Origin of the sequence: Spirosoma taeanense (assembly GCF_013127955.1) — a bacterium.
In the GTDB taxonomy this organism is placed as follows: Bacteria; Bacteroidota; Bacteroidia; order Cytophagales; family Spirosomataceae; genus Spirosoma; species Spirosoma taeanense.
In genome coordinates, this window is record NZ_CP053435.1 from 888,022 (window position 1) to 909,380 (window position 21,359).

General features: G+C 53.3%; 21 protein-coding genes and 1 riboswitch. Of the genes, 11 read left to right on the plus strand and 10 right to left on the minus strand.

Going from position 1 to position 21,359, the window contains the following annotated elements:
- Positions 1–523 precede the first annotated feature (523 nt).
- From HNV11_RS03800 to HNV11_RS03810, 3 genes are all read left to right on the plus strand, one after another.
- Positions 524–2,473 (plus strand): M1 family metallopeptidase, encoded by a 1,950-nt coding sequence (locus HNV11_RS03800; RefSeq protein ID WP_171738398.1) that lies wholly within the window; start codon positions 524–526, stop codon positions 2,471–2,473.
- A 51-nt stretch (positions 2,474–2,524) separates the two neighbouring features.
- Positions 2,525–3,016, plus strand: coding sequence for an NADH-quinone oxidoreductase subunit C (locus tag HNV11_RS03805; protein WP_171738399.1), 492 nt, complete (start codon positions 2,525–2,527; stop codon positions 3,014–3,016).
- Positions 3,017–3,107: 91 nt separating this feature from the next.
- Complete coding sequence (locus tag HNV11_RS03810) at positions 3,108–4,799, plus strand: hypothetical protein (RefSeq protein WP_171738400.1); 1,692 nt, start codon at positions 3,108–3,110, stop codon at positions 4,797–4,799.
- A 7-nt stretch (positions 4,800–4,806) separates the two neighbouring features.
- Here HNV11_RS03810 and HNV11_RS03815 read toward each other — a convergent pair whose 3' ends face one another.
- Both HNV11_RS03815 and HNV11_RS03820 read right to left on the minus strand, forming a co-directional pair.
- Positions 4,807–5,805 carry a bile acid:sodium symporter family protein gene (locus HNV11_RS03815; RefSeq protein WP_171738401.1) on the minus strand — a complete coding sequence of 333 codons (999 nt, stop codon included), beginning with the start codon at positions 5,803–5,805 and terminating at the stop codon, positions 4,807–4,809.
- A gap of 78 nt (positions 5,806–5,883) precedes the next feature.
- Positions 5,884–6,813, minus strand: coding sequence for a Ppx/GppA phosphatase family protein (locus tag HNV11_RS03820; protein WP_171738402.1), 930 nt, complete (start codon positions 6,811–6,813; stop codon positions 5,884–5,886).
- A 57-nt stretch (positions 6,814–6,870) separates the two neighbouring features.
- Between HNV11_RS03820 and rpsU the strand changes: the two genes are divergently transcribed.
- The 3 genes from rpsU (at position 6,871) to HNV11_RS03835 (ending at position 8,908) form a co-directional block, all read left to right on the plus strand.
- Positions 6,871–7,068 carry a 30S ribosomal protein S21 gene (gene rpsU, locus HNV11_RS03825; RefSeq protein ID WP_012924721.1) on the plus strand — a complete coding sequence of 66 codons (198 nt, stop codon included), beginning with the start codon at positions 6,871–6,873 and terminating at the stop codon, positions 7,066–7,068.
- Between the two features lie 191 nt (positions 7,069–7,259).
- Positions 7,260–8,174, plus strand: coding sequence for a tyrosine-type recombinase/integrase (locus HNV11_RS03830; protein ID WP_171738403.1), 915 nt, complete (start codon positions 7,260–7,262; stop codon positions 8,172–8,174).
- Between the two features lie 59 nt (positions 8,175–8,233).
- Complete coding sequence (locus tag HNV11_RS03835) at positions 8,234–8,908, plus strand: EboA domain-containing protein (RefSeq protein ID WP_171738404.1); 675 nt, start codon at positions 8,234–8,236, stop codon at positions 8,906–8,908.
- Between the two features lie 6 nt (positions 8,909–8,914).
- Here the strand turns inward: HNV11_RS03835 and HNV11_RS03840 are convergent, their stop codons facing one another.
- The 3 genes from HNV11_RS03840 to HNV11_RS03850 form a co-directional block, all read right to left on the minus strand.
- The gene (locus HNV11_RS03840) at positions 8,915–10,066 is read right to left on the minus strand and encodes an acetamidase/formamidase family protein (protein WP_171738405.1); all 1,152 of its coding nucleotides are present in this window, start codon (positions 10,064–10,066) and stop codon (positions 8,915–8,917) included.
- 90 nt (positions 10,067–10,156) lie between these two features.
- On the minus strand, positions 10,157–10,828 hold the full coding sequence (locus HNV11_RS03845; protein ID WP_171738406.1) for a porin family protein: 672 nt from the start codon (positions 10,826–10,828) through the stop codon (positions 10,157–10,159).
- Positions 10,829–10,834: 6 nt separating this feature from the next.
- Positions 10,835–11,506, minus strand: a complete 672-nt coding sequence (locus tag HNV11_RS03850) for a DUF4136 domain-containing protein (protein WP_171738407.1) — start codon at positions 11,504–11,506, stop codon at positions 10,835–10,837.
- Between the two features lie 167 nt (positions 11,507–11,673).
- Between HNV11_RS03850 and HNV11_RS03855 the strand changes: the two genes are divergently transcribed.
- The 4 genes from HNV11_RS03855 (at position 11,674) to HNV11_RS03870 (ending at position 15,741) form a co-directional block, all read left to right on the plus strand.
- On the plus strand, positions 11,674–12,606 hold the full coding sequence (locus HNV11_RS03855) for a TatD family hydrolase (protein WP_171738408.1): 933 nt from the start codon (positions 11,674–11,676) through the stop codon (positions 12,604–12,606).
- A gap of 65 nt (positions 12,607–12,671) precedes the next feature.
- Positions 12,672–13,550 (plus strand): UbiA-like protein EboC, encoded by an 879-nt coding sequence (gene eboC, locus HNV11_RS03860; protein ID WP_171738409.1) that lies wholly within the window; start codon positions 12,672–12,674, stop codon positions 13,548–13,550.
- Positions 13,551–13,604: 54 nt separating this feature from the next.
- Complete coding sequence (locus tag HNV11_RS03865) at positions 13,605–14,408, plus strand: 5'-methylthioadenosine/adenosylhomocysteine nucleosidase (RefSeq protein WP_171738410.1); 804 nt, start codon at positions 13,605–13,607, stop codon at positions 14,406–14,408.
- 136 nt (positions 14,409–14,544) lie between these two features.
- A complete protein-coding gene (locus HNV11_RS03870; protein WP_171742056.1) occupies positions 14,545–15,741 on the plus strand; it encodes an amine oxidase in 1,197 nt (398 codons plus the stop codon).
- A 37-nt stretch (positions 15,742–15,778) separates the two neighbouring features.
- On the opposite strand, the gene HNV11_RS03875 is transcribed toward HNV11_RS03870, so the two are convergent.
- The 4 genes from HNV11_RS03875 to HNV11_RS03890 all read right to left on the minus strand — a co-directional run bounded on the left by HNV11_RS03875 (position 15,779) and on the right by HNV11_RS03890 (position 19,701).
- Positions 15,779–16,507: an esterase family protein gene (locus HNV11_RS03875; protein WP_171742057.1), complete on the minus strand. Its 729-nt coding sequence runs from the start codon at positions 16,505–16,507 to the stop codon at positions 15,779–15,781.
- 74 nt (positions 16,508–16,581) lie between these two features.
- Positions 16,582–17,175 carry a GDSL-type esterase/lipase family protein gene (locus HNV11_RS03880; protein WP_171738411.1) on the minus strand — a complete coding sequence of 198 codons (594 nt, stop codon included), beginning with the start codon at positions 17,173–17,175 and terminating at the stop codon, positions 16,582–16,584.
- A gap of 68 nt (positions 17,176–17,243) precedes the next feature.
- The gene (locus tag HNV11_RS03885; protein WP_171738412.1) at positions 17,244–18,320 is read right to left on the minus strand and encodes a homoserine O-acetyltransferase family protein; all 1,077 of its coding nucleotides are present in this window, start codon (positions 18,318–18,320) and stop codon (positions 17,244–17,246) included.
- Between the two features lie 64 nt (positions 18,321–18,384).
- Positions 18,385–19,701, minus strand: coding sequence for an O-acetylhomoserine aminocarboxypropyltransferase/cysteine synthase family protein (locus HNV11_RS03890; protein WP_171738413.1), 1,317 nt, complete (start codon positions 19,699–19,701; stop codon positions 18,385–18,387).
- 219 nt (positions 19,702–19,920) lie between these two features.
- Positions 19,921–20,039: riboswitch (SAM riboswitch) on the minus strand.
- 192 nt (positions 20,040–20,231) lie between these two features.
- Between HNV11_RS03890 and HNV11_RS03895 the strand changes: the two genes are divergently transcribed.
- Positions 20,232–20,561, plus strand: a complete 330-nt coding sequence (locus HNV11_RS03895) for a DUF721 domain-containing protein (protein WP_171738414.1) — start codon at positions 20,232–20,234, stop codon at positions 20,559–20,561.
- Between the two features lie 45 nt (positions 20,562–20,606).
- Here the strand turns inward: HNV11_RS03895 and HNV11_RS03900 are convergent, their stop codons facing one another.
- Positions 20,607–21,308 (minus strand): methyltransferase domain-containing protein, encoded by a 702-nt coding sequence (locus tag HNV11_RS03900; protein WP_171738415.1) that lies wholly within the window; start codon positions 21,306–21,308, stop codon positions 20,607–20,609.
- Between the last annotated feature and the right edge of the window lie 51 nt (positions 21,309–21,359).

The following is a 21,359-nucleotide window of genomic DNA, read 5'->3' on the forward strand; positions in this document are numbered from 1 at the left end:
CGACCGTAAAGGGGAACGCTTTTTTTGCGGCAGATAACCGCCCCACCCACGTTCAGCCTTCCTTTCTAGGCCTTTACGTGATGAACCAGCTCAAAATTCATAAACTTTATATGTTTATGAATTTTGAGCTGTTCGTTACCCTTGTCTGGTGCTTTGCGTTCTGCTTTCATGCCACTTTCTCATTCTGCGAATCCCCAAAATATCCTTGAGTTTGTGAAATGCTATGGGATCCACTTCGAGCTATTAAGGCGTGAGTTGATCGGCTGTAGTGAGATTTCTTCTGAACGTAATAAAGCTATTCTGGCTGATTTTCAGGAGGAAACCAGACCCATGGTCCTTGCTGTGGCCGAATTGATTCGACAGGAAGTGATACGTATGGAGTGGGGACAGACTTCTGATAATTAATTGGCTTCAGGACCTAACGGGGGCTGCCTGCCTGACCATTACGTGTAGCTTCTGCTGATTCCGTTGCAAACCCGCCTGCTTTTTCGGTACTTAGCCTTGCCACTACCCGGTGCCGCCGATGAAAGCTGCTTTATTTCTCTTTTTGCTCGTTAGCACAGCCCTGACAGGACTGGCTCAGGTTCCCCGACCAACTTTCCCGACGCCCCTTAGCCCACGGCTGGCGAACTACCGGATTGACGTAACGCTTGATCCGGCCACCAAAAAACTGGTCGGCGACGAAACGCTGACCTGGCGCAATCCGTCCGACGATGTTATTCGGGAGTTGCAGTTTCATCTGTATCTCAACGCGTTTCGTAACGAGAAAACGACGTTCATGCGCGAGTCGGGCGGGCAGTTGCGGGGCGACGTCATTGATCGGAATGCTACAGAAAACCCGTACGGTTCGATTGATATTCTCTCGATGAAACGGCACGCGACCTCGGGCGCGTCGGAGTCGCTGGCTTATCAGTTTATTCAGCCCGATGACCGGAACAAAGACGACCGTACGGTTATTCGGGTGCCACTCAGCAAACCGGTTGGGCCGGGTGAGACGATTGTACTAGAGATTCAGTTCCGGGCCAAACTTCCTCAGATCTTCGCCCGTACGGGCTTTAGCCGCGACTATTTTCTGGTCGGGCAGTGGTTTCCCAAAATCGGGGTTTATGAACCCGCTGGCACGCGTTACGCGACAACAGGCCAGTGGAACTGCCATCAGTTTCATGCCCACTCTGAGTTTTACGCCGATTATGGCGTTTATGATGTCAATATTACAACGCCGAAAGAATATTGGGTGGGCGCAACGGGGGTAATGGTGGGCGAGAAAACTGGGCCGGGGGAGACCAAAACGCTGCGCTGGCATGCCGAAGACGTAGTAGATTTTGCCTGGACGGCTTCGCCCCATTTCCAGGTTGTCAACGATAAGTGGAAGCACGTAACGATTGAACTCCTGCTACAGCCCGAACACCGGCATCAGGCCGACCGGCATCTGAAGGCGGCCAAAGCGGCTCTGGCGTATTTCGACAAACATCTGGGGAAATACCCGTTTCCAAATCTGACCATTGTGGACCCGCCCGTTCATGCCAGTGGTTCTGCCGGTATGGAGTACCCAACCTTTATTACGGCCGGAACGGCCTGGTTCATACCTGAAGGTATTCGCGCGCCGGAGATGGTTACGGTACACGAGTTCGGTCATCAATACTTTATGCAATTGCTGGCGTCCAACGAGTTTGAAGAGGCCTGGCTCGACGAAGGCTTCAATCAATATTACGAAGGCCGGATTATGGACGCAACCTACGGTGTTCGCTCGTCGCAGGTCAATCTGCTGGGTTTTCGCATGGGCGATCTGGAGAGTTCGCGCGACAGTTACGTGCATCAGGACAATCCAGCCGTCGGGTCGTCGTTTGGGAATACCTGGCAGTTGCCCGAAGGTCAGTACGGGGTGTTGACGTACTCAAAAACCGCTACCTGGCTACGAACGCTGGAAGGGCTGGTGGGCCGGCAGGTAATGGACGAGATTATGCAGACCTACTTCATTCGCTGGCGGTTCCGACATCTCAACGCCCAAAGCTTCATCGACATCGTGAACGAGCTTGTTTCGAAGCGACTCGGCAGTAAGTATGGCCCTGATATGAACTGGTTTTTTGCGCAGGCGCTCTATGGGGATCAGGTAGTTGATTATGAGCTAACCGGCCTGAAAAATCGCAGACAGAACGGTCGGCAGCAGTCCGTCATTACCGTTATGCGCAATGGCGACGGACAGATGCCGGTCGATATACAGGTGCAGTTCGAAAATGGCCGGACGTTAATGCTGTTCTGGGATGGGAAAGCCCGCCAGCGCCAGTTTACGATTACCGAGAACGCGCGGGTTGTTTCGGCAACGGTCGACCCGAAGCAGAAGATATATATGGACACTAATTTCAATAACAACAGCCTGACGCTGGAACCATCATCGGCGCCGGCGGCTAAATTTGCCACAAAGTTTTTGTTCTGGGTTGAGAACTGGATGCAATGGCTGGCCTGGCTGGTCTAAAATTGGTTCGTATTTACGTAACCGACGTAATGGATTCTGTTTTTTAAAAGTATGAGCTTTTCCGAAATCGCCAGTTTTCTCGATAGTGCCTTTGGTCCGTCACTAACCGCCAACACGCAGAATCCACAGCCGTTTCTGACGGTTCCAGCAGAGCGTCTGGTGGAGGTTTGTCAGTTCTTGCGCGACGATGAGCGCTTGTTTTTTGATCTGCTGGCCTGCCTGACGGCCATTGACAACGGCGCTGAAGCCGGAACGATGGAGGTCGTGTATAACCTTACGTCTATTCCGTATGAGCATAACCTGATGCTGAAAGTGATTGTGCCGCGCAACCCGGAAGGTCAGCCGTTACCCGTTGTGCCGAGTGTGGCTGCCATCTGGCGCACCGCCGACTGGCACGAACGCGAGGCTTTTGATCTCGTCGGCATTCATTTCAGCGGCCACCCAAACCTGCGCCGAATTCTGCTGCCTACCGACTGGCAGGGCCATCCCTTACGTACTGACTATCGCGAAGACGAACAGTATCACGGCATCCGAACCCAGTAAATGAACCCTGGGCAGACCGGCCACCAGCTTACATCAGGTTAGCCATTTTGTCGTTTTATTTGTTGTGGTTTCACAACCCGACTGCCTTTCCATGAATCGTTTGCTACGTAACTGTCTGCTGTTTTCATTTCTCTACGTATCCTTCACGACTGTCTTTGCGCAACCCACTTCAGTGCGTGGTATTCCAGCGGTTGACTCGGTCATCGTAACGGGTCGTATCCGGAATCTGTCGGCGCGACTTTATCGTGAAGCACCAACGGTCCTGATCAGCCGGAACAACATTCTGCAGGCCAGTCGCGAGTTGGTCCGGCCCGCTCCGCTGAACGTGGATGGTAGCTTTCGGGTATCGCTGCCGTTGATCTATTCGCAGGAAGAGTTGTATCTGAACTACGGGCGAATTTCAACGGCGTTTCTGGCTGCACCCGGCACATTATCCATCGAACTGAATGCCGATTCCTTATTCACGTCCGCCGTTCCGTTCCAGTTTGGGGGTGTTAATGCGCAGGTGAACCGGCAGTTTGCCCGCTACAAAGCCTTTGAGGCCGCTTTTTCAGACAAACCCGACAACCGAAAACTATCGGATCAGGTGAGTGGTAAAAACGCTCAGGATACCTATAATACGGTTCTCACGGCTTATGGGGCCGCGTTTCGGCAATTTGCCGTGCGCGAAAAGCCGTTTCCACTCGTCGCCCAATGGGTTAACTCGATCAACCGCTACAATGCCGCCGGGTTTGTCTATGAAAAAGCTACGTACGAGAACGAAAAGCTGCCAACTTCGCTGAATGATTCGCTACGGCCACCCGACGACCGGATGCTGACGGCCGCCCGGGCTTCGGCCATGAACCGGTTTGCGGCCTACGCAACGCAGCTTTTAACCACTGCACAGACTAACCGTTCCGCCAACGGACTAACCGTTCGCACGCTGTCGTCGCTGCTGCTGCGGTATGGCCGTAATCTGACGGAAGCCGAACGAACGCGCCTGCAGAGTTATATGGAAAACAACAGTGCCAGGGCGTCAGACCTGCGTTTTTTCGACGGGTTGATTAAACGCAGCAACGATACCATTCAGCGGCTGGTTACCTACGAAACCCTGATGCAGCGCAGCCGAGATCAGTTCGATGAGGCATCGGTGGGCTATATCGGCGCTTATACGCTGGCGGTTGCCCTGCCCAGCCTGACCCTTGATTTTGCCCGGTTGCTGCAGGATTACGTTCAGGAACAGATTAAGGCTACGGCCCTGAAACAGTCGCTCAACGAGTTATACCGGCTGGAGGTGAAAGACAGTGCCCGGATTCGGGCGGCCGTACAGACCTTGAACAAAGCGGGTGAAACGGCACGCAGCGTTGAAGTAACGCCCGGCGTATTCATTACCCGCGATGCGATCGGCAGCGGTTCAGCGGCATTCGATCAGGTCATCAACAGTAATCGGGGAAAGGTTATTTACGTCCTGCTCACCTCCGTGCTGGAAGAGAGCGGGCGACAGGCGGCACTCGACGCACAGCGACTGCGGAGCATTTACCGAAGTCGTGATTTTGCCTTAGTTTACCTACCCTTACCCAGTTCGGATAAAGAAACATGGGTTGAGTTTTCGGTCAAGAATAACCTCTTGGGCGATCACCTGCTGCTGACCGAAGCGCAGCTTGATGATGCACTTAGCCGCTTACGGTCGTCTAATGAGGTGTCGGCAACAATCATCAACCGGGTTGGCAAGATCGTCAAGCGGAACGCACCATTACCAAACGACACCGAAGACTTAAGAAAAGTGCTCGACAAGAACCTGTAGTTGAGGCTTAGCGGGATGAATCGGTAACGCTTTCCATTTCAGACACGTTGGCAATGCTTTTGGGCGGACGCTGGCTCCAGAAGGTAGCCAGCAGCGAACCGGTCGTGTTCATAATGGGACCAAACAAGGCTGCAGCTAGTCCGACCGTAGCAACTTTCCCCATCTGAACAGCGATGCCCGAGGCTAAACCACCATTCTGCAAACCAACCTCGATAGCAACTGTCCGGCAGCTCTGCTCGTCCATGCCAAACAGGCGGGCACTGCTGTATCCCAGCAGGAACCCGGCCAGATTATGAACCAATACGCAGAGGGCCAGCGTCCAGCCAACGGTCAGCATACTGTCGCGTCCGGTAGCGGTAATGATAGCGACAATGAGGATGATCCCGGCCATGGAAATAAGGGGCATGAAGCGGTTGATAAAGACGGCTGACTTATGGAAAATCCGATTCAGAACCAGCCCCACAATGACCGGCAAAATCACAATCTGCATGATTTCGAGCATCATCTTCAGAAATGAAATTTCAACGAATTGCCCGGCCAGCAGTTTCATCAGCGCGGGCATGAGCAAAGGCGCCAGCAGCGTGGCCAGCGTTGTGATGGTGATGGAAAGTGGTACGTTGGCTTTCGCAATGAAACACATTACATTGGAAGCCAGACCACTGGGCGAACAACCAATCAGAACAACGCCCGCAGCTACTTCGGGTGGGAAGTCAAAGGTATTTGCCAGCGTAAAGCCCATCAGCGGCATAATCAGGAACTGACAGGCCACGCCGATGAACACCGCCCTGGGCTGCCGGATAACCCCCTCAAAGTCTTTCAGCGACATGGTTGTGCCCATACCCAGCATGATAATCTGCAACAGCGGGACAATCAGCTTCTTCAGCTGGAAATCGCCAATCTGGGTAAACGGCCCCGGAAACACCAGCGCAACAACAACTGCCAGGATGATCAGAACAGTGTACGTCAGGTTACGGTACGGCGATTGATGAGTGGTTTCGGTTTTCAAAGGCGTTGTTAATTAGTCGTCAGTACCTGGCAAAGCGGCTCTGTTTCCGTTTCTACTTAACCAGCTACAACCCAGCGCCTACGCTTGCTTCATGGTTGAGAGAATCCCTTCTTTCAGCGAATAGGTTGAGGTTCTGATCTGGGTGATGCCATACGCTTTCAGAACGTAATCAATCAGGCACACGGCTACGACGATCATGTCAACGCGCAGTTCGATCATGCCGGGAAGCTGCATCCGTTCCTCATGGTTTCGGGTGATCAGCAGTTCATAGGCCCGGTAAAATTCGTCGATTGGCAAGTTGAACGCGGTCTGGGCCGGATCGGGGAGGTGACCCCGCTCATGCATATACCACATATCAACCAGGGTGTCAAACGAGCCCGATGACCCAACCAGCACCGTCGGCTGATATTGATGGATGGCGTTGGCCAGGGGCAGGAGCTGTGCCTGGAAATAATCGGTTAACCGGCGGATGCTGCCGGCGCTGATGGGATCGGTGGTCATGAACCGTTCGCGGAGTCGCTGGCCGCCAATCTCGAAGCTCTGCTTCCAGTAAATCCGGGTCTGATTGCCCAGAATAAACTCAACGCTGCCGCCACCAATGTCAATGACCAGCGCTGTCTGATCGTCCAGCGCGCCAGCCGCCCGCACGCCTTTATAAATATATTCGGCTTCCTGCTCGCCCGAAATGACCTGAATGGGGATACCAGTTTCCTGCCGAACCTGCTGGATAAATTCCTGCTGGTTGCGGGCAACCCGAATGGCGCTTGTGCCAGTGGCCATCACCTGCTCCGGCGCAACGTGATGCTGGTCCAGCACCTGCCGGAAATGGGTTAGTACGTTCAGCGCCCGGCCGATAGCTTCGGGCGTGATAATTCCCTGATTGATACCCGCCTGACCGATTTTAGCCGGGCGGCTTTCGCGAAACAGCGTTCGGTAGCCGGTTGCTTCGTTTTCAACAATGAGAAGGTGAAAGGTATTGGTGCCTAAGTCGATAATTGCTTGCTTCATAGTCGCAAATCTATTATCTTTGCCGTCCGGTTTTAGCTAAAACACAATATTTAAGACATGCTTATCATTAACGTAAAAGACAACGAGTCGATTGACAAGGCCCTGAAACGCTTCAAGAAGAAATTCGAGAAGACGGGCGTGTTGCGGCAGTTGCGGTCGCGGACGGCTTTTCAGAAACCGTCGGTAAAGCGTCGCACCGAGATTATTAAGGCTGCCTACAAAGAGCGTATGTACGGCAACCACACCGAGCAGTAGGCCGGTGGTATGCAGCTGGCGTTGACAGGTTGATTGCGCAGTCAATTTCGTAACGTCACTGATCAGGATACAGAAGCAGCAGGCAGCAATGTCGGCTGCTTTTTTGTTGCCCAAATCGGATGCCCGCCCCAGTTTGCATGGGTTTCCCGATTAGCTTTACAAAGTGAAACGCCGTTAATCTCTTTAAGCCTATGAATCCTGCGGGGCATACCCTGAGTGCGGACGATTTCCTTCAGCACATTCGCTTCGAAAAACGCCTGAGCCACCATACGCTGACGGCCTACGCCAACGACCTGGCACAGTTCAGCACGTTCCTGACGACGGAATGCAATCTGGACCAACCCGCCCGCGCCGATTTCCGGCATATTCGTTCGTGGATTGTGAGCCTGGTCGAAGCGGGTATGGATAAGTCGTCGATTAACCGGAAAATCGCTACGCTGCGCTGTTATTATGGTTTTCTGGTACGCCGGAAAGTGATTGCGCTGGACCCGATGGCGAAGATTCAGGCGCTCAAAGCCAGCAAAAAGCTGCCGGTTTACGTCGAAGAAAAGCCCATGGAAACTCTGCTGGACGAAATCGAGTTTGCCGATACGTTCGAGGGAGTACGCGATAAATTAGTGCTGGAACTGCTTTACGGAACCGGTATTCGCCTGAGCGAGCTGACGGGTCTGAAAACGGCGGACGTTAATCTATACGACAAAACGATTCTGGTGTTGGGTAAGCGAAATAAACACCGGATTATTCCACTGACTGACCCGCTGCTGGAGCTGATCAAACAGTACAGTCGGCTGAAAGAACAGGAGTTTGGTGGTCAGGCCGATCCGGCGATGTTAATTGTAAGCGATAAAGGAGTGGCGGCTTATCCAGTCCTGATTCAGCGGATAGTGAAACGACACCTGACGCTCGTAACCACCCTCGAAAAGAAAAGTCCGCACGTTTTGCGACATACGTTCGCCACGCATCTGCTTAACCGTGGGGCCGATCTGAATGCCATAAAAGATTTGCTCGGTCACAGCAGTTTAGCCGCCACGCAGATTTATACGCATACCAGCCTGGAGCAATTAAAGAAAACTTACGACCAGGCTCACCCGAAAGCCAAAAAGTAGAGTAGCCGTCTGGTTCGCTTTACCGGATAGGCGAACCATCATCTGATCATTAGTACCTGATGAATACTCTTGCAATTAGCCAGACGCTGTTTTATCTGATTGAACAGCAGCCTGATTCCAGCAAAGCCGTTACGTATCTGCGTCAGCAAGCCGACGCTTTTCACTCGGCGCCACAAGTCTCCGTCTTTTATCGCGTCTTTACGGCCCTGCCACGGTTTGTCGGAAAACAACCCATTGAAGTGCCGGCAGATATGGCGTTCGCGCTGGAGCGTGCCCGGCCGGGTTTTACGGTTGCGGGCTGGACGCTCGACCGGCTGGCGCGGGTGTGGTGGCTGCTACAGCTTCCGGCCGACGACGAAGCACGTTACGTCAGGACCATCACGGAGCTGTTCAAGTCGGGCGAATTGAACGAGCTAGTGGCGCTGTATTCGGCGCTACCTGTACTGGCTTTTCCGGAAGCCTGGCGGTTTCAGGCCACCGAAGGTATTCGTAACAACATCGCCGATGTGCAGTCGGCTATCATGCTGCAGAATCCCTATCCAGCCGATTATTTTGATGAACCGGCCTGGAATCAGCTGGTTCTGAAGGCATTTTTTACGGACAAAGACGTTACGCAGATTATTGGGCTGGATGACCGAAAAAACGCCCGGCTGGCCCAGACGCTGGCCGACTATGTCGCCGAACGCCGGGCCGCCGGGCGCAGTCTGCCGCCCCATATCGAGCGGCTGCTGTAACTGGGTTTACGCCCAGTAGCTGAACTTCTTCTGGGTAAAGATGGACTTGGGAATCATCGCGTGAACACCGAGCACCTGATCGACCACCTGGCTGACTTCAAAATCAACGGCTGTACTGGCAATAGACAAGGCTTCATTGAACGTAAAGCCCAGCTCATCTTTAATAAACGAAGTGGCTTCGGTCAGCGCGTTTTTCATCGCCAGGCGCAGGTCTTTGTCGAGGCCAACGGCAATAAAATGGGTTGGTGTTTCGGCCCGGGGCATTTTCAGCGCCTTGCCTTTGTGAACGATAAACTTAGCCGTCAGCGTCAGCGCCGTTTCGATGGCTACGCCACTGACCTCGCCGTTGCCCTGCGCGCCATGTCCGTCGCCGGTAGTGAACAAACCGCCCGGTACCGATACCGGCAGGTGTAATGTCGTACCCTTAACGAGGTGCTTAATGTCCAGGTTGCCGCCGAAAAAACCAGGTGGAATCGAGCTGACACGGCCCGTTTCGGAAGGAGGAGACAGGGCCATTACGCCCATAAAAGGTTTCAGTGGTATTTCGACGCCTTCTTTCAGATACGCTACTTTCCGTTTCGCGTCGTAACGGTACACAAACGTTTCGCGGGTCGTTACGGCGTCGGGAATACCACCCCCGCCCGGCCATACACTGTTGACGCCAAAACCAGCCGGAAACTGCAGGTTCAGAATCCGGATTTCCAGCGTGTCGCCGGGTTGAGCGCCTTCGATGTAAACCGGCCCTGTCAGCATGTGCCCTCGAATACCGGACGGTTCGGGCTTCACATTCTTCATAATGGCGATGACCTCCTGTGCGTGGGCATCAATGGGCAGGTTATTTTTTGTATAAAACTCTTCGGGGTTAGTGCGGCTGACGCCCGAAGGGTTTACAGTCTGAATTTCGACCACGTCGCCGTCTTTTACCCGGGCAACGGGTGACACATCGGCCCCAAAATAGCCCCACACCATGTTCTCCGGCATCGACCGGACAATGTGATCGGGCTTGACCCGACTGGTCGTGTTCGCTGCGGGCTCTAAAACAACCGGCGACGGACCCGCAAGCAGATCCGTCGCCGATATGGATAGGCCACTTACCGAAAGGGCCGCCAGCCCATTGCGGGTAGACTGGTGTAAAAAAGAACGTCTTGAAGTTTTCATTCGGTTGTATTGTTGGTTACGCCCAGATGAGCGTCTTCCAAGATAAAACCGAATTGGTTGTCCTGCTAATTCTGCGGACGAAAATTGTGGCTAATACCAGCGATATACGATACCTGCCGACAGCATTAGTGATGGACTGCTGTTTTTCAGCAGATCGTAGTTGAAGAAAATATTCTGGTATTGCGCCTGAATCTCTGCGCCGAACCCTTTCTCGCGTCCACCGTAATATTTCAACCCAATGGCGGGTGCAATAGCCCCTTTGAAGCCGGTTTGCTGATCGGATAGCGTGCCGAAAAAGTTGGTGTAGTCCACGAAAGCGCCACCCCCCGCAAACTGCACGTAAGGCCGGATAGCCGCTGCATTATCGGCAAAATAATAGGAGAGCGAAGCCATTGCTGGAATCACCGACAGCGTTCGGGTCTGCACGGCCGAAATGTCCTGCACGGTATTGCCGTTGGTATACGTATAAGTGCTTCGGCCCAGACGCTGCTGATTGTATTGATAGCCGGTTTTCAGACCGAGCGAAAATCGCTGCGGGAACAGCCATTCGCCCTCAATGGCGAGGTTGGCGGGCGAAATCCGGTCAATATATCCCTTCTGACCACCCAGGGGAAAAGCGACACCGTAACGAGCCGCAAAATTAAAGGTTACGTACTGCTGATAAGGCGATGGAAACGCGTTTGCGTACTCATCGCGATTTGCTTGTGCCCAGGCTGCCGATGTAAGCGTAGCGAGGGCAAGGATTGCCAATATGCGTTTCATAAGTCGTTAGCGGGCTGCCTGTAAATAAGGAGATTGATTGAATAGGGTACTGATCGCCGTGTCGACGTCCTGTGGCTCGGTAATATCGGAGCCGCGTATTGTCGCGTCGTAGATGACGTTCAACTGCTGCTGATCGGTACCCGTTGAACCGACAGGGCGGTTTTTAAGATCAACGATCTGGATTTCCCAGTACTGATCGCTCACCTGATAGGTGTAGTAAGAAGGATAGTAGGGGTAGTAGCCACCGAAGCCGCCAAATCCACCATACCAATAGTTCGAGTAGTACGACGAGTACGGATTAACGCCTACGCCCGTATACCGATTATTGACCCGGATGATGGCTACGCCCAGATCGGCGTTCTGCCCCCGACTGACCCGCCGGAATCCACGGTTGGTCAGGGCAGCCGTTATGTTGGTGACGAAGCGGCTCTCGACCGTATTCAGCGAGGGTGTATAGCTGTTGTTCGACTCGATAATCACCGAATCGGGCAGGCTGAAGGTCTGGTACTGGCTGAAATTAACCGACTTGTCGTAGTTGGTGATGTATACCTGACTATCCTGCGGACTCAGATCATTGATGGCATTCTCCCGACAGGCGGTCAAACCTCCGCCGAGCGTCAGGAGCAGGGCCGCATACAGACCCCACCGGCCTGTCATTAGCTGTTGACTCGTTTTCATGTTCAAAGTTTGTTGTCTTACTATCAATTAAACGAATAGGCTAATCGTAAGTTTACGGGAACCAGATTAGAATTTGCTTAAAGAATGATGAAAGACTGATTCGGTTTTTGTGGAACTTTGTCGGTGAACCGGCGTTGGTTCCAGACGCCCTTAACGCAGCATCACTCATGGATTTTATGGATTCCATTCGCGGCATGTCGTTCTTTGATATGCACGTGCACATGACCTCCCGCACCACCGATGATTACCAGGCTATGGCCGACGCGGGCGTAGTCGCTCTGATTGAACCCGCTTTCTGGTTAGGCCAGCCGCGCACGGGCGTTGACTCATTCCGGGATTATTTCGCCAGTCTGGTTGGCTGGGAGCGGTTCCGGGCGTCGCAGTTTGGAATCCGGCATTACTGCACCATAGGTCTCAATTCCAAAGAAGCCAATCAGGAAGAACTGGCCGAGCAGGTTATGGAAATCCTGCCCCTATTCATCTATAAGGAAGGGGTCGTCGGCGTTGGCGAGATTGGTTTTGATGACCAGACCGCGGCCGAAGAAAAATACTACCGGGCGCAGCTGGAACTGGCCAAAGAAGCAGGTCTGCCAGTACAGATTCACACGCCCCACCGCGATAAAAAGCAGGGTACGAGCCGAAGCATGGACATTGCGCTGGAACACGGTCTGGCCCCCGGCATGGTCATCGTCGATCATAACAATGAGGAAACAGTCCGCGAAGTGCTCGACCGTGGCTTCTGGGCGGGCTTTACAATCTATCCATTCACCAAAATGGGTAACGAACGCATGGTCGAAATCGTGAAGCAGTACGGTCCGGAGCGAATCATGATTAACTCGGCTGCCGACTGGGGAATCAGCGATCCGCTGGCCGTACCGAAAACGGCCGCTCTGATGAAACAGCGCGGTATTTCGGACGAAGCCATCCGGCTCGTTACGTTCCAGAACGCCGTAACGGCCTTTGCGCAAAGCGGTCAGCTGAGCCTAGACGAACTGACACAGCCAATGGGTATTGACCAGAGCCAGCGTTATAACGGTAGCTCGGTGCTTCGCGGAGGACAGGCCCCCCGGGTTGATAAAGAGTCAACAATAATTAAATAATCATTGAGTGGATGAGTGATTGAGTAGATGCTGTTCACTCATTCGCTCATTCACTCAATCGCTCAATGAACATCAAAGCCTTCCTTTCGCTCACTCGCCCTGCCAATTTGGTAACGGCTATCGCCGACGTGCTGGCGGGTATGGCCATTGCAGGTTACTTTCTGGATGCGTCGCCAGCGCCGGCGCCGGTAGGCTGGCTCGCTTTGTCAACAGTTTGCCTGTACGGTGGGGGCGTTGTGTTCAATGATGTATTCGATGCTGAACTCGACGCCGTTGAGCGGCCCGAACGGCCTATTCCAAGCGGTATTGTCAAGAAAAACAGCGCAACGATGTTAGGCACAGTACTGCTGCTGATCGGGATTGTTACGGCCTTTCTGGCGAACCAAACCGCTGGCCTGCTGGCAATAGGTATTGCTGTAGCGTCGCTCGTATATGATCGTTTCGGGAAGCACCATAACCTGCTTGGGCCGCTGAACATGGGTCTGTGCCGGGGCCTGAATCTTCTGCTGGGCGTCAGCATTCTACCCAATCAGGTGCTGCCCTGGGCGTGGGTCGGCCTGGTGCCGATCGCCTATATCGGCGCTATTACCATGATCAGCCGGGGTGAGGTGCACGGCGGCAGCGCCGGCACTCTGCGGGTGGCGGGCCTGCTCTACGCGCTCGTTATTGGCTGCGTAGCCGCACTGGCCCAGAGCCGGGGACAGTTAGGTACTGCCCTGCCGTTTCTGTTGCTGTTTGGCTATTATATTTTTCCTCCGCTATGGCGAGCCGTTCGCGAACCCGTCGGGCGTAATATTGGCGCAGCCGTAAAGGCGGGCGTATTGTCGCTCATTGTAATGAATGCAGCTTGGGTGGCTTCGTTCGCGTCGTTTCCACTGGCCATGCTGGTGTTTTGCTTATTGCCGCTGTCGCGTTTGCTGGCGAAAATCTTTGCCGTAACCTAACCTGAACGACAGCGTAATGTCAGACGTGTTATCTGACAAATTAATAAAGCCTGTATGAATAAATTTCTGGTTCTTCTGTTGCTCGTTTCGCATATTTCCCTGGCCCAGCGTTATAAGCCGCAGCCTATAACCGGCCTGCTGGGAGCCTTTGGTGCCGAGGTTACGTTGGTTAAACAATCCTTGAAAAATCCGAAAACCGTTGTTGTGGATGGCGTTACGTTCACCACCGGGCGTATCGGAAAGCATAAGGTAGTGGTTGCCGAAACCGGCATTGGTAAGGTGAACGCAGCTATGACCACGGCTTTGCTGCTCGATCATTTCCGGCCCCAGCGGGTTTTGTTTACGGGTATTGCGGGCGGTACCAATCCCGACCTTCAGCCGGGTGATATTGTCATTGCGGGCCGGACGGCTCACCACGATTACCAATCCATTACGTTCGATCAGAAGCCGACAATTCAGACGCGGGCGCTGTCGGGACAGATGAACCCGGTTTATTTCCCGGCCGATTCGATTATGCTGCAACATGCCCAGACGGCTGCCAAGACGGTTACGTTTGATCCTATTCCCGTGACGACCCGCCCACCGGCCGTTGTGACCGGAACGGTCGTTACAGGTGATCAGTTTATTTCATCGGCGCAGAAAGTGGCGCAACTGCGGCAGGACTTCAATGCCGATGCCACTGAGATGGAAGGCGCAGCCGTAGCGCAGGTATGCCACGAAATTCAGGTGCCGCTGCTGGTCATTCGGAGCCTGAGTGATCGGGCCGACAGCAACGCCCGGCGCGATATGCTCTCGTTTTATGAAACGGCGGCCCGCAATTCGGCCAAACTGGTTCTGGCAATCGTACAAACATTCTGAATAGTGCCTTCGTATGGCGAACACATGAAGCTTAGTGTGTTCCTTTGCCTCGGAAAAAGCCAGTTAATTTGATGGATAAGGGCTTTTTGTTCATATTTGATTGCTGTACACGTTCAGCCCGCAGGCTGCTTACTTCATGCTCGACGCTACTGACTTCCCATCAATGAATCCGTTTCGATCCTTTTGGTGGGCGGGTTATGAATGTACTGACCAACTCAACTGCTTTGGCAACCGGGTTGATTTTCTGCCGCTAACGGGTCACCTGCAGCTTCTGAAAGAAGACTACAAACATCTGGCCCCTTTTGATATCCAGACCGTACGGGAAGGGATTCGCTGGAGTCAGGTTGAGAAAACGGCCTACCAGTACGACTGGAGCGTTGTTGAACGTATGCTGGCCGAAGGGCATCGGCAGGGCATTCAGCAAATCTGGGATTTATGTCATTTTGGTTATCCCGATGACCTGACCCCCCTGCACCCAATGTTTGCCCGCCGGTTTGCCGCCATGTGTCGGGCCTTTGTTCGGTTTTATCGCGATCGTTACCCTGATGATGAATTGATCGTAACGCCTATCAATGAGGTAAGCTTTATGTCCTGGCTCGGAGGGGACGCCTGTGGAACCTCCCCGTACTGTACCAGGCAGGGGTGGGAAGTGAAAGTTGGTTTGATGCGGGCGTATATCGAGGGCGTGGCGGCCATGCGTGAGATTGACCCAACGATACGTATCCTGACAACCGAGCCCCTAGTGCAGATTGTGCCACCACTGAACGCTACCCGGCAGGCGATAATGGATGCGGCTATTGCCGATGAAAACCAGTTTCAGTCGGTCGATATGCTGGCCGGCTATCTGATGCCTGAACTGGGTGGTTCGCCCGATTATCTCGATCTGCTGGGTTTCAATTATTACTATAATAATCAGTGGGTAATCGGCTTCAATAATTTTCTGCCCTGGGCCGATCCAGTTCCTGATCCGCGGTGGGTTCCTTTTCGCCAGCTATTGACTAAGGCCTATCGTCGCTATAATCGACCGATTGTCCTGACCGAAACTAGCCATCCCGGCATCGATCGTCCGCATTGGATCGATATGATTGGTCGTGAATGCGCAGCCGTTATTCGGGCGGGCGTGCCGCTCCTGGGCGTCTGTCTGTATCCCATTGTGGATCGCCCCGACTGGGACCATCTTGACCGCTGGCATCATTCCGGCCTCTGGGATGCCGACCTGACGACGGATCCGCCCGGTCGTGTCCTGGTCCGCGATTATGCAGATGCGTTGTTACGGGCGCAGAATAAAGTGCAAATGGCGCAGATAGAGGTTAGTCAGCTGCCTGTTCTGTAAGACGGCTAAGCCAATGCGCTGAACCGCCGAATTACGGTCAAAGATAAATCTGCACCATCTTGTGCCAGTCGTCGGGGTGGTGAGCCCGGCCAGACCAGACAAATAATTCGTGCGGTATCTGCTTGGCAGATAAAGCCTCACTGAGCGCAAGATTGCTGCCCAGAAAAGGATCTTCGGCCCCAATAGTCAGCACAATGTCCAAGCGACGCAGGTGTTCAAGTACGGCACCGTCGGCCAGATTGGGCAGAAAGTGATTCGGCGTGTTAAAATAAATGTCGTCGTCGTAATACGTATCAAACAGGCTGGGAAACTCCGCAACGGGGGCCGATAGATCGTAGCGTCCGCTGAGGGCAACTACTTTGCCAAACCACTGCGGGTGTCGGAACGCAATATTCAGTGCATGATAAGCACCCAGGCTGCACCCGTGCGAGATCATAAATGGCTGCGGGTTTTTCAGGCGGGAAAGCGGCAGAACTTCGTTCAAAATGTACTGCTCATATTGACCATGTCGCCGGATTCGGTCAGAAGGGCCAATGTAGCGATTATAAATACTCTCGCTGTCAATACTGTCTACGCAGAAAAGCTGCAGCCAGCCCTGTTCGATCCGGTCGGCCAGGGCCGCTACGAGGCCAAAATTCTCGTAATCATAGAACCGGCCACGGCGGGTAGGGAAGACCAGTACCCGAGCCCCTGCATGGCCGAAAACGAGCAGCTCCATGTCGCGACCCAGATTGGGACTGTGCCATCTATGATACTCGCGCTGCATAGTCTGAGTAAGATTCATGAACGAAGATGGGCCCTTTAGGTTGAACCTGATACAGTTATCCGATAAACAAATCGTTAAAAAATATCGTTTCGGGCCTTCAGGGTCTGCTGCCAGACCCGATAACCTGCCGGACTTAAGTGCAGGCCGTCGCTCTCAAAAAACTCTTTTTTGGGCCGCCCGGCCGGACCCAGCAGGGGCGTTGTCATATCGACAGTTTTAAAGTCCGGGCATTTAGCAATTTCTTCCGTAATGAAGGCGTTGGTTGATCGTATCTTGTCGGCGAGATGCCAGCGGGCAGGACTGATTTTAATAGTCAGATACGACAAAGGTACGCCGGGCAAAAATTGATGCATCTGTTCGGCAACCGCCCGAAAAAATAGATACACTTCTTCCGGGTGGCGACCGTCGCCAAGGTCATTATCGCCTGCGTAGAACAGCACTGATCGGGGCGCTGCCGGAACCACCAGCCGCTTAAAAAACCACGCACAGGCTGCCAGCGTTGAACCGCCAAAGCCTAAATTAAGCGTATTGAGGTTAGGAAAATCCTGCGCCAGACTTGTCCAGAGCCGGATGGATGAACTACCGTAAAAGACGACCCGATCTGTAGCGGGGGATTGTGCGTTTAGTTTTGTTTCGAGTTGTCGTACCTCGTCTTCGTACCAAAGCATTCGAACCTGGTTGAGTGGATAGAATTAACTTATCTGCTTATTAACAAGCGTTCCTGCCATCAGTGTTTTCACGGATTACTTTTTAGTGAGGCAACGACAGTTGTTTTAGCCGTATTTGCGGCCTTCCACTTCCGAATGAGTGTCGCCAGCGGCCGGAATTCAATCAAAAACCCATCGTGCCCATACAGCGAGTCAATTTCCTCATACGTAGCGTCGGGAATGTGGCGGGCCAGAAACTGCTGCTCTGTTGGTGGGAATAACAGGTCGGAACGGATACCCACAACCAGCGTTCGGGCCTTAACCTGAGCCAGCGCGTTCAGGATGCTGCCCCGGTTGCGGCCCACGTTATGGGAGTCCATAACTTTCGAGAGCGTCCAGTACGTAAAGGCATTGAAGCGGTCGGCCAGTTTATCACCCTGATAACGCTGGTAACTGGCGGCCTTATAGCCGTCCAACTGCTCGTTATTATCCAGGGCCTGGGTAAAGCCGTAGGTGTCATAGTTACGGTAGGAAATCATGGCCATGGCCCGGGCTGCTTTCATCCCGGCAATACCCGCGTCGTCGCGTCGTTCGCACCAGGTGGGGTCGGCTTCAATCGCCATCCGCTGGGCTTCATTGAACGCAATACACCAGGGCGAAGCCACTGCACCCGAGGCAATCAGGATCAGGTTTTTGATGAGGTTCGGCTGCAGGATCGCCCATTCGATGGCCTGCTCGCCCCCGACTGATCCGCCAATGCAGGTATCAATTGTCTCAATGTTCAACTCCTGACGTAATAGGTCCATTGCACTTACCATATCCCGGATGGTAAGTGCCGGAAAGTCGTGGTGATAGGGGATGCCCGTGGCCGGATTGATTGACAGCGGCCCCGTTGAGCCGTAACAGGACCCAATTACATTGGCACAGACAATAAAGTCTTTTTCCGGATCGAAATATTTACCGTGGCCTACCATACCGCTCCACCAGTCGCCGGCGTCGGCATTACCCGTCAGCGCATGGCAAATCCAGACAACGTTGGTTGGTTCGTTGGTGTCGGCGTTCCGATTGAGTGTGCCACGCGTCGTATAGGCCAGCCGGAAACCCGGCAGACTCGCCCCCGATTCAAGCGGGAAGGAATATTTATAATCGAAGTACTGGAGGTTCAAAATTGGTTTACAGTTTGGGTTTTCGGATCGCAACCCATAGCTGCGATCCGAAAATCAGAAACGCCTAATTCAAAACCGGCTCCGCAATCTGAGCAAACGCCTGTTCGAGGTCAGCTTTGATGTCATCAATATATTCAATACCCGCCGAAATACGCAGGAGCCCCGGCTCAACGCCCGCAGCCGCCTGCTCCTGTTCGCTCAACTGCTGGTGGGTCGTTGACGCTGGGTGGATAATGAGCGTCTTCGAGTCGCCAACATTGGCCAAATGGCTGATTAGTTTAAGGCTGTTCACAAACTGGTCGGCCGCTGCCTGACCACCCTTCACTTTGAACGTAAAGACGCCCCCAAAGCCGCGTTTGAGGTATTTCTTCGCCAGTTCATGGTAGGGACTGCTTTCCAGGCCGGGATAGTTAACCAGTTCAACCTGTTCGTGTTGTTCCAGCCACTGCGCCAGCGCCAGGGCGTTCTGCACCGTCCGATCGACGCGCAGCGAGAGTGTTTCGAGACCCTGCAGGAGCAGAAACGAGTTGAACGGGCTAATGGCCGGGCCCCAGTCACGCAGACCCTCCACCCGGGCGCGGATAATGAACTGAATGTTGCCAAACGGTCCGCCAACACCGAACACATCGCTGAACACCATGCCGTGGTAACCCGGAGAAGGCTCGCTGAACTGCGGAAACTTGCCGTTGCCCCAGTTGTAGTTGCCGCCGTCCACAATAACCCCGCCAATGCTTGTGCCGTGCCCGCCAATCCATTTTGTTGCCGACTCGACAACAACGGCCGCACCATGTTCAAGGGGCCGGAACAGGTACCCGCCCGCACCGAACGTATTGTCGACAATAAGCGGCAGATCATGCTGCCGGGCAACAGCTGCAATGGCGTCGAAGTCCGGAATGTTAAAACCCGGATTGCCGATGGTTTCGAGATAAATGGCTTTGGTTCTGTCGTCAATCAATCGGGCAAACGATTCGGGTTTGTCGCCATCGGCAAAACGGGCCTCAATCCCCAGGCGTTTAAATGAAACTTTGAACTGGTTATATGTACCGCCGTACAGAAACGACGTTGTCACAAAATTGTCGCCCGCACTGAGAATATTGCTCAGCGCAATAAATTGAGCCGCCTGCCCGGAGGCAACGGCAAGGGCCGCCACCCCACCTTCGAGAGCCGCCATGCGTTTCTCAAAGACGTCGGATGTAGGGTTCATTATGCGGGTATAAATGTTCCCGAAAGCTTTCAGGGCGAACAGGTCTGCGCCGTGCGCTGAGTCATTGAACACGTAAGACGTAGTCTGATAAATGGGGACAGCCCGCGCGTTGGTGGTTGGGTCGGTTTCCTGACCGGCGTGTAGCTGGAGGGTATCAAAATGAAGTTGCGAGTCCATATGATTGAAGTCAAAAGTTAAAAGCCGCTGCTGCGGTGCGTAGGGTTTAGACTGATTGAGTAAGGTAGCAGTGCGTAACACCTGTCACTGAAAACAAGGTTACAGCGACTGCAACAGACGCCCGAAAACCACTCCCGGTTTAGGGTGCGATGAGGGTGAACTGCGCTTTAGTAAGCCCCCGCGGGCATACAGCATAAGATGTAGAGCATGTGATAAACCGATTTATAGTCCCTAACGATCCGCCACCGCGGTTGCTTTAGGCAGGAGTTAGCACCTTGCCATGTGGTAGGTTGCCAGCGGTTCGCAGAGCCTGATCTCTCCCCGCTTCTGTATAAATCAATCTGCGCCGAGAGAAACGTAATAAATGGCGCTTAACAATTGACTTGATGGCGCAAGTATAACAGCCAAACGGTGGGAAAACAAACCCTGCTCGGTATTTCTATCCGCTACCTTAATTTTTCGGCCAATCACGAAAACAGATATAGGGGAAGTGAAGACGTTTTTTACCTTTGTGTTAAGACCAGTACCCAATGAGCCACACGCCCTACCGTTACAACCGGGAAAATGCTACACGCGTAGCCGGTATAACGACCGTTAAAGACGCCATCGGCCAATTGCTGAAGCATTATCAGCTCCAGACGCGTTTCAACGAAACCTATCTTGAAGCGTTTTGGGGTCGCATGATGGGACCCGCTATTGCTTCCCGTACCAGTCGCCTTTACGTGCGCGATCGCAAACTGCACATTGAGATTGCATCGGCGCCCCTCCGCAACGAACTGGTGAATGCCAAACAGAAGCTCATTCAGTTGGTCAACAAAGATATGGGCACCGACGTCATCGACGACGTGGTGTTTATTTAAACGCATCGTCTCCTGGCCGAAGGAATACTGATGTGTCGCGTTTCTTCAGAACTGGATCAGCAGATTCCGGCGCTCTTCCTGCATGGTGATTGGCTCCGATAAAAACCGGGCATTCAATTTCAGCCGCTGGCAAATGGCGAGCCATTCCCGTTCCGGTACGACCAGAAACCCGTTTTCTTTCCGGACGGTGTGATAATCCGAAAACCGTAACCGGAACAGCAACCGCACCATCGACAGCAACTGCCCCTGCCGGAACGACTTGCCGATAATGCTCAGAATGTCTTTAATGATATTCTCCTCCACAATCAGGTCGCAGATCAGCGCTTTGGCACCGGGCTCGGCTACTTGTTTAATGTTATTTAGTAATTGCTCGACCTCTGCCGAATTACGGTAATACTGCACCACGCTCATTACGATAATAACGTCGAACCGCTGGTCAGCAACCGGACTGAAGTTTAGATAATCGTCCGCAGACAAATCGTGAAAGAACACATTGGGGTGCGCCACATGCTTAGCTCGGGCAATCTCGTTATACCGTTTTGAAACATCCAGCCCGTGGATTTCGGCCACGCGGTCGTGCCAAGCATCTTCCAGATTGCCCGGTCCGGAGCCAATGTCGAGCACCTTCTGATTGGCCGATAACGGAATGTATTTCTCGACCCGGGCCAGAAAATAAGCGTAGTTTGCTACCATCGAGTCGTCAAACTCATTCTCTTTCTGCCAGAAGTCAAGCCAGGTGGATGCCATTCTATCTAAAGTTATGGATGCATCGGCTGCCATAGCGTTTCGAAACCAATG